This window comes from Pseudomonas chaetocerotis (assembly GCF_015712105.2).
GTDB lineage: Bacteria > Pseudomonadota > Gammaproteobacteria > Pseudomonadales > Pseudomonadaceae > Aquipseudomonas > Aquipseudomonas chaetocerotis.
In genome coordinates, this window is sequence record NZ_JACFYX020000002.1 from 260,556 (window position 1) to 273,695 (window position 13,140).

At 65.4% G+C, this 13,140-nt stretch carries 13 protein-coding genes and 1 pseudogene; 3 read left to right on the top strand and 11 right to left on the bottom strand.

Annotated elements, in window-relative coordinates:
- The 7 genes from H3221_RS05165 to H3221_RS05195 are packed head-to-tail and all read right to left on the bottom strand — an operon-like array spanning nucleotide 1 to nucleotide 7,496.
- Nucleotides 1-1,026 (bottom strand): Rieske 2Fe-2S domain-containing protein, encoded by a 1,026-nt coding sequence (locus tag H3221_RS05165; RefSeq protein WP_196474337.1) that lies wholly within the window; start codon nucleotides 1,024-1,026, stop codon nucleotides 1-3.
- Entirely contained in the window at nucleotides 1,023-2,150 is a 1,128-nt protein-coding gene (locus tag H3221_RS05170) for a GNAT family N-acetyltransferase (protein ID WP_196474336.1), read from the bottom strand. Before H3221_RS05170 ends, H3221_RS05165 begins: the two co-directional genes overlap by 4 nt.
- A complete protein-coding gene (locus H3221_RS05175; protein WP_196474335.1) occupies nucleotides 2,147-3,301 on the bottom strand; it encodes an ATP-grasp domain-containing protein in 1,155 nt (384 codons plus the stop codon). Before H3221_RS05175 ends, H3221_RS05170 begins: the two co-directional genes overlap by 4 nt.
- Entirely contained in the window at nucleotides 3,289-4,644 is a 1,356-nt protein-coding gene (locus H3221_RS05180) for a F390 synthetase-related protein (protein ID WP_196474334.1), read from the bottom strand. Before H3221_RS05180 ends, H3221_RS05175 begins: the two co-directional genes overlap by 13 nt.
- A complete protein-coding gene (locus tag H3221_RS05185) occupies nucleotides 4,631-5,485 on the bottom strand; it encodes an MBL fold metallo-hydrolase (RefSeq protein WP_196474333.1) in 855 nt (284 codons plus the stop codon). The genes H3221_RS05180 and H3221_RS05185 overlap by 14 nt, the downstream gene beginning before the upstream one ends.
- The gene (locus H3221_RS05190) at nucleotides 5,482-6,480 is read right to left on the bottom strand and encodes an NAD-dependent epimerase/dehydratase family protein (RefSeq protein WP_196474332.1); all 999 of its coding nucleotides are present in this window, start codon (nucleotides 6,478-6,480) and stop codon (nucleotides 5,482-5,484) included. The genes H3221_RS05185 and H3221_RS05190 overlap by 4 nt, the downstream gene beginning before the upstream one ends.
- The gene (locus H3221_RS05195; protein WP_196474331.1) at nucleotides 6,477-7,496 is read right to left on the bottom strand and encodes a 3-oxoacyl-[acyl-carrier-protein] synthase III C-terminal domain-containing protein; all 1,020 of its coding nucleotides are present in this window, start codon (nucleotides 7,494-7,496) and stop codon (nucleotides 6,477-6,479) included. The genes H3221_RS05190 and H3221_RS05195 overlap by 4 nt, the downstream gene beginning before the upstream one ends.
- A 328-nt stretch (nucleotides 7,497-7,824) precedes the next feature.
- On the opposite strand from H3221_RS05195, the gene H3221_RS05200 reads away from it, so the two are divergent.
- Together H3221_RS05200 and H3221_RS05205 are read left to right on the top strand one after the other, a co-directional pair.
- A complete protein-coding gene (locus tag H3221_RS05200) occupies nucleotides 7,825-8,091 on the top strand; it encodes a PilZ domain-containing protein (RefSeq protein ID WP_196474330.1) in 267 nt (88 codons plus the stop codon).
- Between the two features lie 28 nt (nucleotides 8,092-8,119).
- Nucleotides 8,120-8,239: pseudogene (locus H3221_RS05205) on the top strand (AcvB/VirJ family lysyl-phosphatidylglycerol hydrolase); the annotation flags it as partial.
- Nucleotides 8,240-8,337: 98 nt separating this feature from the next.
- On the opposite strand, the gene ehuA reads toward H3221_RS05205, so the two are convergent.
- From ehuA to ehuB, 4 genes are all read right to left on the bottom strand, one after another.
- On the bottom strand, nucleotides 8,338-9,117 hold the full coding sequence (ehuA, locus tag H3221_RS05210; RefSeq protein WP_196474329.1) for an ectoine/hydroxyectoine ABC transporter ATP-binding protein EhuA: 780 nt from the start codon (nucleotides 9,115-9,117) through the stop codon (nucleotides 8,338-8,340).
- 41 nt (nucleotides 9,118-9,158) lie between these two features.
- Nucleotides 9,159-9,821 carry an ectoine/hydroxyectoine ABC transporter permease subunit EhuD gene (ehuD, locus tag H3221_RS05215; protein WP_196474328.1) on the bottom strand — a complete coding sequence of 221 codons (663 nt, stop codon included), beginning with the start codon at nucleotides 9,819-9,821 and terminating at the stop codon, nucleotides 9,159-9,161.
- Nucleotides 9,818-10,477 carry an ectoine/hydroxyectoine ABC transporter permease subunit EhuC gene (gene ehuC / locus H3221_RS05220; RefSeq protein ID WP_196474327.1) on the bottom strand — a complete coding sequence of 220 codons (660 nt, stop codon included), beginning with the start codon at nucleotides 10,475-10,477 and terminating at the stop codon, nucleotides 9,818-9,820. Before ehuC ends, ehuD begins: the two co-directional genes overlap by 4 nt.
- Nucleotides 10,478-10,541: 64 nt before the next feature.
- Nucleotides 10,542-11,384 carry an ectoine/hydroxyectoine ABC transporter substrate-binding protein EhuB gene (gene ehuB / locus H3221_RS05225; RefSeq protein ID WP_196474326.1) on the bottom strand — a complete coding sequence of 281 codons (843 nt, stop codon included), beginning with the start codon at nucleotides 11,382-11,384 and terminating at the stop codon, nucleotides 10,542-10,544.
- A 243-nt stretch (nucleotides 11,385-11,627) separates the two neighbouring features.
- On the opposite strand from ehuB, the gene ehuR reads away from it, so the two are divergent.
- Nucleotides 11,628-13,025, top strand: a complete 1,398-nt coding sequence (gene ehuR, locus H3221_RS05230; protein ID WP_196474325.1) for a MocR-like ectoine utilization transcription factor EhuR — start codon at nucleotides 11,628-11,630, stop codon at nucleotides 13,023-13,025.
- The last annotated feature ends 115 nt before the right edge of the window (nucleotides 13,026-13,140 follow it).

Consider the following 13,140-nt stretch of genomic DNA (forward strand, 5'->3'; position numbering starts at 1 on the left):
CTAGAGCTCCAGTTCCAGCCGCCGGGCAGTGAAGTCGTCCAGCCGTCCCTTCAGTAGCAATTGGCGAATCCAGGGGGCCAGCAAATCCTGGCGTCCGTCGAGCATCTGCACGGGCCCCCAATGCTCAGCGCATTCGGCGAAGCGTTGCTGGTTTGCGCTGACGGCCTCCAGGATGCGCTTGTCCTGGCGCAACACTACGCCGAATAGCGGCTGAATCAGGAGCCGTTTCAGCCAGCCGGGCAGCCAGCCGCGGCGGGTGGCAATGCGGGCGATCACCTGCAAGTGACCGGGCTCGGCGGGAACGAGCCAGGCCGTGATCAACAGCGTGAGCCGGCCACGGGCGTCGCGGTATTCGATTTCCGCCTGGCCCGGCAGGCGGAAGCGGCCGAAGCTCTCTGCGCGACTGCCTTCGAACAGCCGGGAGATCAGCCCGGTCTGCAGGCGCTCCTCGCTGTAACGCGCTTCGATCCCGTCTTCCAGTGCGCGGATATCGGCGATCACCCGCTGGCGCTTGCTGTCGCGGCGAACCCAGCCGGCGTGTACGAAGTGCGTGTGGAAGGCGTCAAGGAAGTTCTCCGCCGCCTCTTGCTGGCTGCAACGGACCTTGTCGTGCATCCAGAACAGATCCAGTCCTTCCTGCGTGGTGCTACAGGGTAGTGTCGGTGCCGCCAGCCTGGCGTCGCGCACCCATATCAGGCCGTGGGAATCCAGTGCCTGCAGCGGTTGCAGCATGGCCGCGCGGCTGCCCTCGTCGAGACTGCCCGGGGCACGGGTGCAGTGACCGGCGCCGTTGAAACGCCAGCCGTGGTAGGGACACTCGACGGCGCCGTCGCGCACGCAGCCGGCGCTGAGTGGAGCGAAGCGATGCGGGCATCGATCCGGCAATGCCGCAGGCCGCCCGTCGCGCTCGCGGAACAGAACCAGCGGCCGGCCGTGCAGCACGCGCGCCAACGGTTGGCCCGCGCCAAGCTGCTGGCTGGTCGCCAATGGCCACCAGTAAGCCAGTGGTTGGTCGGTCGGATTCATAGCTTCAGCGTCCTCATCAGCGGCACACCCAGCCCCTGCAGCAGTGCGGCCAGGGTGCGCCAGACCAGGCGCTGGCGCAGCGGCAGGTGAGCGATGTGCAGCATGCTGTATTCGATCTGTGGCTGGCCGCCGCGCAAGCGCTTGAAGTGCGCGGCCCCGGAGCTGAAGTTGAGCAGCATGCGGCGTTTGGCCGCCTCTTCGAGGCACAGCCGGGTCAATTGGCGATAGAGCCCGGCACGCTGTGGCAGCGCGGTGTCATAGCCGACGATGGGCGCGCTGAGCACGGTGTCGCTGGCGAACCAGCCGACGACCCCATCGATACGACCATTGTTCGCCCGCAGCACGCGCAGTTCGAGCCAGCCATCACGTTGGCCCTGCTCCAGCCAGGCGGCGCTGTAGTGCGGATTCAGGGCGCTGTATTTGTCCAGATAGAGCAGGTCGTAGAGCGCTTCGATACGCTCGAACTCAAGGTGTGTCAGGGTTTCGCCCGTATCCACCCGGTAATCGCTACGGCGCAGCAGCGTCGCATCGAGCCGGCAATTGTGGTGACGCAGATAAGCGCTGTCGGCACCCTCGCGGCCATCGAACAGATAGACCTGGCGGCTCGGCACGGCGAGATAGCCGAGTGCATCAAGCCGTTTCATCAGGACGGCGTTGCTGGCCGTGTTGAGCGAGCGAAAGCCGAAGGCATGGCTCGGAAAACGCTGGCGCAGCTGCACTGTCAGCTCATCCAGGCCCTGACCTTGCCAGTCCGAGGGGTACAGGTTGGTCGACAGCAGCCAGTTGTTGACCTGCACGATGCGATCGATATGGGCGCTCCTGAGCAGGTATTCGACACCCGCAACCAGCGGTTTCAGCAGGTGTGCGAGCAGCCGATTGGGCAGGCGCTGCAACTCGTCGCGGGCGTAGCCGCTGTAGGCGGTCAGGGGCGAGACCACATAGCAGTTGTCGGCCCGCTCGCCGCCGCGGTTGATCGATACCGGCATCTGCCACTGGCCGAGGTCGAGCAACTGCAGTTCGCAGGCCAGGTTGCCGATACCGCGCTCGGCATGTTCGCGCACGTAACGCGCTGCTGCGCTGTCGCGTTGCGCCAGTTGTGGATCGTCGGCAGCCAGCAGCTTCATGATCCTGGCGTTCCTGCGAGCGATTGACCGTCCCACTCGATGTCCGCGGTCGAGGCTGCCAGCAGGCCGCGCCGGCGCATCAGCGCGCGCATGGCGATCTCGCCAACGCCGAGTAACTGGCCTGCCAGCGGGCCGAGGTCGCCGTCACGCAGGATTACGTCGCGCGCCGCGCGATAGTCGCTCCAGAAGGTACGGCTGGCGAGATGGCGTGGTGCGCCGATCAGCAGCATCGCGAGCGCCACCATGCGCGGGGTCGAGCTGGGCAGAAGCGGCTCGCCGGTCGTGCTCAGGGTGTTCACCAGCGCCGTGGGCTGGTCGTCGAACAGATGGATACCGCTGGTAGCGCGTGGGTTGCATTCAAGGACGTGAAAGTCTCCCTCGGCATCGGCGATGAAGTCGAAGCCCACCTGGCCGCTATAGCCGGTGGCCTGACCGAAGGCCTCGACGAAGGCCCGCACGGCAGCAGGTTGTGCAGGCTGGAAGTAGATCCCGGAGCCACGTCCGACGCGATACAGCGGACGGTAGCAGGCATGTGCGCGTATCTGACCGTCGACCAGCAGGCTGAAGCTGCAGTGTTCGTCGCCGGCGATGAAGCGTTGGGCGACCCAGGGTTGGTCTGGCGTCGGGTGCAGTGTGCGAACGGTACGCGGGTCAGGCCGGATCAGGGTGCGCGAGGCGAAGCGCGAATAGGCCGGTTTGAACACCCAGTCGCGGCTCTCATTGGCCAGGGCGAGGCAGTCTTCGTGGCGCTGCAGAAGGCGTGTCTCGGGCGCTGCAACGTGCCAGCCACGGGTCATCTCGGCGAAGCGTCCCTTGTGATGCAGGCGGTGCAGCAGCTCGAAATCGCTGGTCAGCACCCGGCACAGCGGCGCCAGCTGTGGCAAGCCGTGGGCCAGGTAGAAGACCTCCTCGCAGGTCGGCAGGAGCAGGTCGATAGCGTCCTGGCGTATGCGCTCGGCCAGTGCGTCGACCCAGGCTTGCGGCTTGCTACGTGGCTCCGGCAGGCGGACGAAGCGGTGTACTGCCCGGCTCGAGCGAGCCAGTGGCCAGGCCAGTGAGTCACCGACGCTGACTGTCCAGCCGCTGGCGGCGAATGCGTGTGCCCATTCCAGGCACGCCGGCGCACGAGCACCGAGGATCAGTACGTGCATGGCGTTCCCTCTGGTCTGCGTTGCAGCAGCAGGCGGCGACGCTTGGCGCCGGGCTCATCCGGCATCCAGTCGCTGATGTGCAAGGTCGCGGGCTGTACCTGCTGCTGTTGAAAGAATGTGGCCAACGCCTCGCGCAAGGCTGTTTCGGCCTTGCCGGGTGCTACGGCCTTCACCTGCAGGTGCCAGTCCATGCCCTCCTGGCGCAGGCGCCATTGCTCCAGGTCGGCCTGTGCGGTAGCGATGGCGCGCCGCAGCAGATCCGGGTAGAGCGGGCGCAGGCCGCTGCCATCCAGGGCCGGCAGCCAGAGGATTTCATCGGCGCGGCCTTCGATGGCGGTCAGGGTGCGCTCGGCGCGGCCACAGGGGCATGGCGCGGGTGCCAGTTGCAGAATGTCGTTGAGGCGATAGCGAACGGTGATCTGCGTGGTACGCGAGAAGTCGCTGATCAGCGGCTGGAAGCGCCGCTGCTCCTGGTCCAGCCACTCGGGTTCGATCAGCAGATGGGTTTCGTTCAGGTGCAGGTTGCCCCGCTCGCAGCTATAGCCGAGAAAGCCTTCGCTGGCCTGGTAGATCTGCGCCGGGCGCTGGCCGAAGGCGTGCTCGATGTGCTGTGCATCCTCTTGCTCGAGGACTTCGGCGACCGATACCAGATGCGCCGGGGCAATGCGCAGACGTCCGGCCAGATGCGCGTCGGCCAGCGCGCGCAATACCGTGGCCGGTGCGACCAGTACATGCGGCTGTTGCTGTTCGAGCACTGGCAGCGCGGCGTCCAGGCCCAGCAGCAGATCATGGAAGGCGAAGTCGATCCGGCGGCTGGACAGCGTGGTGTACAGACGGCTGTTGGCGCGCAGGAAGAAAGCGATGCGCAGCGGCGGTCGCCACGGCAGCAGGTGGCCGAGCAGGCGTGTCGGCAAGGTGCGCGCCAGCAGGGTTCCGGCCCAGCGTTCGCGTTCTTCCCTGCCGACCAGAAAAACGCCGCGATGGCCGGACGTGCCGCTGGAAAGGCCAACGGTCAGCTCGCCCAACTGTGGACTGAAATCCCGCGAATGCTCGGCTTGCAGCGCTACGTCCAGAGCGGATTGCAGGTCGATGCCCTGGCTGTTGCAGGCGCTGAACTCGCTCATCAGCAGCGCCTTGTCCATGCCGGGCCATCGCTCCAGCGGTTGTCCCCGAAAAGCACGCAGGCGCGGCGCCTGTGGTGCGGTTTCGCGCAGAAAGCGCGTCAGCTGACGCGCCTGCCACGCCTCGAGGCGGCGCCGGTCGGAGAAGCGCAGCCACCAACGACTGTGGATGAAGCTGAAGGCAACGCGCAGCAGGCTGCGCAGTCGTTCAAGATCGCGCATGGAATGCCTCTGCGGCGACTTCGCAGTGTGACGGCAGGATCAGCAGCGAAGGTTCGCGCCGGGCCAGTTCGCCCACGCCGGTGAAGGTTTCGCGATAGCAGCGTACGGCGCTGTTGCTGAACCACTGCGTGGCTGCGGGGGGCAGGCGACCTTCGCGGCAGGCCGGCAGCGAATAACAGGCGTCCGCCACCAACAGCAGCGGCCGGCCACTGGCATCGGGGATGCACAGGCCGAGCTGGCCGTGGCTGTGTCCGGGGAGTACGACGCCGAGCAGGCTGCCATCGCCAAACAGGTCGAAACCGTCCCTGAAAGGCGCCATCCACGCTGGCAGCGGCCGCTGTGGGTAATGGTCAGCATGTTCCAGGCGCGCCGAGAAATCATCCGGCAGCAGACCCGGCAGGCGTCCCTGCAGCGTCGCCCGCCAGCGCTTGCCACGCAGCGCCAGCACATGTTCGCTTTCGGCGCGCAGGGCGATGAAGCGCGCCTGCGGAAAGTCGCGCAAGCCGGCAACGTGGTCGCCGTGATAGTGCGAGACGATCACGGTGGTGATCTCCTCACAGCGAATACCGCGCCTGGCGAGTTGTGCCGACAGGCACGCTTCGGCAGGCAGATTGACTGGCAGCAGGCTGCCGTAGAGGCGCTCGGGAAACGTGGCGGTGGCCTTGAGAAAATGCGCCGCGTAACCGGTGTCGTACAGCATCCAGCCGCGCGCCGGGTGGCGCAGCAGGGCGCAATACGACGGGAAGTCGACCGGCCGCAGCCCTGCCCCGCGCGCGGCCATGCACGCCAGGTGGCGGCAGCTGCCGACCCGTAGCCAGGCGACATCGATCGATGCGCTCATCTACCCTGCTCCAGCCACCAGGCTGCGTGGCGACGAATGCCTTCTTCGAGGTCGATCCTGGGCTGCCAGCCCAGTTCGTGGCGAATTGCCGAGGTATCCAGGGTCTGGCTGAAGGCGAGCACGCCAGCGCTGTAGCGGGTCAGCAGCGGCTCTTGGCCGCTGCGCCAATGCGCGTGCGCTTCGAGCAGGCGGGCGACGGCGCAAACCAGTGGCCAGGGCAGCCGGCGCGTACGTAGTGGCAGCGCGAAGGCTGTGGCGACACGTTCCAGCAGGCGATCGAGACGGATAGGTTCGGCATTGCTGACGTTGTACAGGTTGTAGCGGCCTGGTAGCGGACGAGTCAGGCCGAGCCATACGGCATCGACCAGGTTGTCGATGTAAGTCAGATCGAGTTCGGCACGCCCACCGCGCATCAGCGGAATCGCCCCACGGCGCATCACGCGCAGCATGCGCGGCATCAGTGTGGCGTCCCATGGGCCGAACACGGCGCGCGGACGCAGCACCACGGTTGGCGCGACATCGGCTGCACGCAGCAGCGCTTCGGCCATGCCCTTGGTGTGCGCATAGTGGTTCACAGGGGGCGGTAATGGATCGCTTTCACGCACGCCGAGTCGGTCCTGGAAGTCGAAGTACAGACTCGGTGTCGACAGATGCACCAGGCGCGCGACGCCTTGCGTGCGGCAGGCATTGATGACTTCTTCGGTAGAGGCGACGTTGGCGCGCTGAAATGCCTCGGCGCTGCCCCAGGGCGCCGATAGCGCCGCGCAATGCACCAGAGCGTCGGCGCCCCGGGCCGCCTCTGCCAGCGCTGCGCGTGCCTGTGGCGTGCCATGTTCTATCGGTAGAAAGCGCATCGCTGCGCGAGCGTGGCGCAGTACTTCGTCAGCAGCGTCACGGTTGCGACCGCTGAACACCACCTCGCAGCCCTCTGCGGCCAGGCGCCAGGCGATATGCCGACCGACGAAGCCGGTGCCTCCGGTGAGCAGAATCTTCATTCCAGCTCCAGCAGCATGCCACCGAGCGAAAGCCCGGCACCTGTGCCGAGCAGCAGCACGCGCTGACCGGCGCGGACACGCCCGTCGCGCACGCCTACATCGAGGGCGGTCGGCAACGATGCGGCGACCTGATTGCCATAGTCGGCAAAGATGTCGATCACCTGCTCGGCAGAGAATCCCAGCCGTTTGCGCAGGTGTTGCATCGCCAGGTGGCTGGCCTGGTGCGCAATCACTCGGTCGATCTGGGTCCGCTGCAATCGCGCTTCGTCGAGCAGAGCCTGCACAAACCCCGGCAGATGGGTCGAGGCCAGGCGGAAAACCGCTTTACCCTGCATGGTGAAACGACTCAGGGCAGCAAAATGCTCGTCGCCGCGCGAGGGGTGGTGACGCGAGCCGCCTGCCGCAATCTGGCAGAGCTCGGCGCCTTCGGAGTAGGTGCGTAGCTGCGCAGCGAGGATGTTCAGGCGCAGCCCGCCGCCGTCACGCCCGAGAACCACCGCCGCCGCGCCGTCGCCAAAGATCGCAGCACTGTGCAACTGCTGCCAGTCGAGCCCGCAGGAGGCAATGTCGGCACAGACCAGTAGCACTCGGCGGTAGCGACCGGCAACCAGTGACCAGGACAGCTGATCGAGGGCGACGATGAAACCGAGGCAACTGGCGTTGATATCGAAGGCCGGGATGCCGCTCGCGCCAAGGCCCAGCTCGCGGTGAACCAGCGCGGCATTACAGGGCATGCCCTGGTCCATGGTGCCGCTGGCGGCGATCACGCAGTCGAGCTGGTCTGCCGTCAGACCGGCCGCCTGAAGAGCCTTGTGCGCGGCCTGTGTGGCAAGGCTGGCGGCAGTGTCGTCGGCAGCTGCAACCGCGCGGCTGCGTACGCCACTGAGGCGCTCGACGCTGCCATCGGGCAGACCGAGAGAATGGTCGATTTCGGCGCTCGTCAGACGCTGCTTTGGCAGGGCATGGCCGCTACCGAGAAGTGACAGGGTGCGCAGAGGTAAAGAGTCGATCGGCATGCACAATCCATTGTTCAGGCATCGGGAACAGCCCGCATGATGAACCAGCAAGGCGTTCACGCCTACTGCGCGGGGTGTTCAGTCGCGTATTTTCGTGCGCCATGGCGCTCTTTTGCGGAGGGCTCGACACGGATTATTCCTACCGGTCGCGGAGACGTCGAGGCTCGATTGCTTGCGTACGTGCGCCCGGGAGACGAAATGCTCGCGACTACCGCGTGCCCTGGAAGGTTCCGGGTTGCCTGGACGTGCATTTTTCCATCGAGTATTGGGAATTGCTTCGGTTTTGCGCTATTAAAGGCTGCACCATCCGCCTACCCCCGGAGCCTCCATGCCGAACCAGCGCCAGCAGGTGCGTACCCCGATGAAGTGCCGGATCAAGATCAGCCATCCCAGTTTTGGTGAGCTGGTGGCGCAGACCCGTGACCTGTCCGATAGCGGCGTCTATGTGAAGCATCCGGACATGGCCGGCCTGTCGGTCGGCACCGAGGTGATCGGCCAGGTGCAGGATCTGCCTTTCCCCGCCCCCATATTGAAGATGGAAGTGATGCGCGTGGACGCCGAAGGCGCCGGCCTGCGTTTTCTCGGCGAGGCCTGAACGGCGGCAGCCAGCCTGGACGTTCGTAACGCGTGTTTCTGCCAAGCATATGGCCGCTGCCGGTTATCCAGTGGTGGGCATTGATACCCTGCGTTACTACTGGCAGCACAAGGGCCCGGAACAGAGCGCTGCCGACCTGTCGCGGCTGAACCGCTGCTAAGGAAACGGCAGGGAGCATTGTCGTGGGAGCCGCGACGTCTTGCTGTCGCCGCTGAAACGCCTCCCACAGATCCGGTCTCGGGCGCCTCAGTTCGCCTCGTTGACTGCACTCAGAAACGCCTTGGTGCGCTCCTGCTGCGGGTTGCCGAACAGCTGATCCGGCGTGCCCTGTTCATGGATGCAGCCCTGATGGAAGAAGCACACACGGTCGGCGAACTCGCGGGCGAAGCCCATCTGGTGGGTGACCATCAGCATGGTCAGGTTGTGCTCGCTGCCGAGGCGGCGGATGACATTGAGTACCTCGCCGCACAGCTCCGGGTCGAGCGCCGAGGTCACCTCGTCGAACAGCATCACCTTGGGTCGCATCGCCAGCGCACGGGCGATGGCCACGCGTTGCTGCTGGCCGCCGGATAGCTGCGAGGGGAAATGGCGCAGCTTCTCGCCCAGGCCGACCATCGCCAGCAGCTCCTCGGCGCGCTCGGTGGCTTCCTTCCTGCCCATGCCGAGCACCTGCATTGGCGCCTCGATCACGTTCTGCAGCGCGCACATGTGCGGGAACAGGTTGAAACTCTGGAACACCATGCCGATCTTGCCGCGCACCTTGCGCTGGTGGCTGGCGCTGGCCGGCAGCAGGCGCCCGTCGCGGCCGGGCATGTGGGTCAGCGGCTCGTCGTCGACGCAAATCACGCCTTCGTCGATGCTCTCCAGGGTCATCAGCGCGCGCAACAGGGTCGACTTGCCCGAGCCGCTGGGGCCGATGATCGCCACCTTCTCGCCGGGGGCGACGTTCAGGTTGAGCTTGTTGAGTACGGTGAGGTTGCCGTAACGCTTGGTCACGTCGGTGAAGCGGACGATGGGCTGGGGCATGGAAAAACTCCCTGCGGCGTCTGTAGCGTTAAGAAAAGCAGTCATCGAGCAGTGACCTCCAGCCGATCTTCCACGCGGCGCACGCACCAGGCCAGGGCCAGGCTGAGCAGCAGGAAGAAGATACCGACCATGGTGATGGGCTCGAGGTAGCGGAAGCTCTCCGAACCGATGTTCTTGGCTTGCTGCATGATTTCTACCACGGTGATCGCCGATAGCACCGGGGTGTCCTTGAGCATGGCCACCAGGTAGTTGCCCAGCGCCGGCAGGATCGGCCGCAGCGCCTGCGGCAGGATGATCTGCCGATACGCAGGCAGCGGCGACATGTTCAGTGCCGTCACCGCCTCCCACTGGCCACGCGGCACTGCATCGAGGCCGGCGCGGTACACCTCGGCGGTGTAGCAGGCGTAGTGCAGGGCGATGCCGAGGATGCCCGCCTGCAGTGCGGTCAGGTTTAGCCCGTAGTTGGGGAACACGTAGAACAGGAAATACACCTGGATCAGCAGCGGCGTGCTGCGGATGAATTCGATCAGCCCGGCCACCGGCCAGGACAGCCACAGGTGCCGGCTGCGCCGAGCGATGGCCAGCAGCAGGCCGACGACGATAGCGATGGCGAAGCCGGCGAAGGTGATCAGCAGGGTATTGAGCGAGGCCTTGAGCAGGTCCGGGAGGATGCTCAGGGCGAAATCCCAGTCGAAGAAATTCATTGCAGGCCTCCGCGCATCCGGCCACGGCTCAGGCGTTTTTCCAGCAGGCGCATGCCGAGGTTGATCACTTGGGCCATGAGGAAATACAGCAGCAGCGCCAGGGCGAAGATCTCCAGAGTCATGAAGGTCGCCTGATCCAGCTGGCGGGCGCGGAAGGCCAGGTCGGACAGGGTGATCAGCGACACCAGCGAAGTGTTCTTGAGCAGCTCGATCAGCAGGTTGGTGCCCGGTGGGATCGCCGCCAGCAGTGCCTGCGGCAGGATGATGCGCAGGAAGCGTTTGGACGGATGCATGTTAAGCGCTGTGCAGGCCTCGTACTGACCCTTGGCCACCGAGCGGATGGCACCACGCATCACTTCCGCACCATAGGCGCCGATGTGCAGGCCAAGGCCGACGATGGCCACGGTGAAGGCGCTCATCTCGACGTTGAATGGCGGCATCGGCAGCACGAAGTACAGCCAGAACAGCTGCACCAGCAGCGAGGTGCCGCGAAAGATTTCGATGTAGGTGATGGCCAGCCAGCGTAGCGGGCCAATCGGCGACAGCCGGCCGAGGGCGGCGATGACTGCCGAGACGATGGCCAGCAGCGAGCCCCAGAAGGTGACTTGCACGGTGACCCAGGCGCCTTGCAGCAGCAGGGGGAAAAGATCGGTCATGAATGTCTACCGCTCTATGCAGGGAAACACGCCACGCACCTTCGTGCGCGGCGTTACCCGTGCATTACTGGCCGCAGAGTTCGGCGGCGGTCTTGTCGGTGATGTTGGACTGATCGAAACCGAAGGGTTTGACCGTGGCCAGATGCTCTTCGCTGCCCAGCCACTTCTTCAGCTCGGCATTCACCGCATCGCGAAGGTCCTTGTCTTCCGGGCGGAAGGCCAGGGCGCCATAGCCGGTGTGGGCCGGATCGTCCTTGAATTCGGCGATGGCTTCGACGCCGTCGCCGCCCTTGTCGGCCAGCCCCTTCATGGTCAACTGAGTGCCGACGGCGGCGTCGGCGCGACCGGCGCGCACGGCCTGCAGCTGCGCGGTGGTGTCCGGCACCTGGAGGATCTGTTCGTCGGTGATACCGGAATCACGGGCATAACCCAGATTCACCGTACCGGACATGATCGCCACCTTGGCACCGCTCTTGGCGATGTCTTCGTAGCTGTGCAGGTCCTTCGGGTTGCCGGCTTTCACCAGCAGGGTATCGGGTAACTGATAGTGCGGGTCGGTGAACAGCACCTGCTTGCAGCGCTCGGGGGTGATGTACATGCCGGCGGCGATCAGGTCGAAGCGGCTGGCGCGAAGGCCTGGGATCAGCGAGCCCCATTCGGTAAGCACCGGGTTGATCTTCTCGACGCCCATGTGCTCGAAGATCTTCCTGACGATCTCCGGCGACTCGCCAGTGACACTGCCGTCGAGAGCGGTATAGGCGAAGGGGGTTTCGTTGGCGTAGCCGATGCGCACGCGGCTGCTGTCCTTGACCTTGTCCAGCGTTGAAGCCTGGGCGCCGGCAAGGCCGGTAAGCAGGGCGCAGGCCAGCGCAAGGCGACCGAAGCGGGAGGGGATAACGCTACTCATCTTGGTGTTCTCCTGTTTCTTGTAGTCCGCCAACGGCGGCGTGCTGTGTTAGGAGGCAGGTAAATCAAGAGCGTTGGTGGCGCTGTTCGCGCCAGGTGGTAATTCTTCTGAGGTGCCGAGGCACTGTTTTCCACCCTTGACCCGAGCATACAAAGGCTTTTTTCGCTACGGCATTGCACTAGGACAATTGAATCGTAACGCCTCGCGCGGGATGCTTGAGCGCAGTCGCCGCAGGAGCCATCGATGCATAACTGGAAGAAGGCCCTGGCCAACGCTCGCCCGGGCGAGTCGAAGTACAAGCTGCTGGTCCAGGCGGTCGCCGCCGATATCGAACAGGGTACCCTGATCGACGGCCAGCGACTGCCACCGCAACGCCAGGTTTCAGATGCGCTGGGCATCAGCGTGCAGACCGTGACCAACGCCTACAAGGAACTGGAGCGCCAGGGCCGCGTGCGCTGCGAGGTGGGTCGTGGCAGCTTCGTCTCGCGGCGCACCAGCGAGCGCGTGGCCACCAGCATGCTCGATCGCAGCGAGCAGGCGCTGATGGACTTTTCCAATGCACGCATCCTGCACACCGATGCCCACGACCGACTGTGGCGACAGACCTGCCTGGAGCTGGCGCAGGAGCCGCACCAGCCCTGGATTCACGCTTTTCGTCCTATTGCCGGCATGCAGCACCAGCGCGAGTCGGCAGTGCGCTGGCTGGAGCGTCTGGGCATGGACGTGGGTATCGAGGACGTGCTGCTGACCAGCGGCGCGGCCCACGGCATTTTCCTCGCCCTGGCCACCCTGGCCGGCCCGGACGACGTGGTGCTCTGCGAAGGCCTGACCGATCACGGCGCCATTGGCAGCTCGCAGGTGCTCGGCTTCACCCTCAAGGGTCTGGAGATGGATCGCTACGGGCTGAACCCCGAGCACTTCGAGGACATGTGCGGCAACGAGCGCATCACTGCGCTGGTCTGCACGCCCAACCTGAACAACCCCACCAGCGCGCTGATGCCCGACGAGCGCCGCCGCGAGATCGCCGAAATCGCCCGCCGCTATGGCGTGTACATCATCGAGGACGACGTCTACGGCCCGCTGCTGGCCGGCCAGCAGAGCACGCGGCCGCTCAGCCACTACGCGCCGGAACTGTCGTTCTACTGCACCAGCATGACCAAGTCGGTGCTCACCGGTCTGCGCATCGGCTACCTGGTGATGCCCAAGCGCCTGGCCCTGCGTACCGAGAGCATCTTGCGGGTCAACAGCTGGATGGCGCCGTCGCTGCTCGGTGAGATTGCCACGCGCTGGATCGACTCCGGCGAGGCCGAGGACCTGGTGCAGCTGCAGCGGCAATTGCTGGCCAACCGGCAGGCTTTGGTGGAGCAGGAACTGGGCGAGCACCTGATCGGCGCTCATCCCTATTCGCTCAACAGTTGGTTGCGGGTGCCCGACGGCTGGGAGATCGACGGCCTGTTGCGCGAGCTGCGTCGGCGCAACGTGGCGCTGACGTTGCCCGACCCATTCGTCCCGCCGGGCATGCCGAGGCCGCGTGCGGTGCGCCTGTGCGTCGGCGCCGAATGCAGCGAAGCGAAGATGCGCCAGGGCGTACAGATCGTGCGTGACGTCTTCGAGCAGTACCCGAAGGTGCATGATTTCTGAGCGAGAGAGCCGGTGCGCACGGCGCACCCTACGGAAGCGCGTAGGGTGCGCCGCGCGCACCGGTTGTTAGTCTCTTGAGGTACCCGAATAAAAAATCGTCCTAGTACATTAAGTC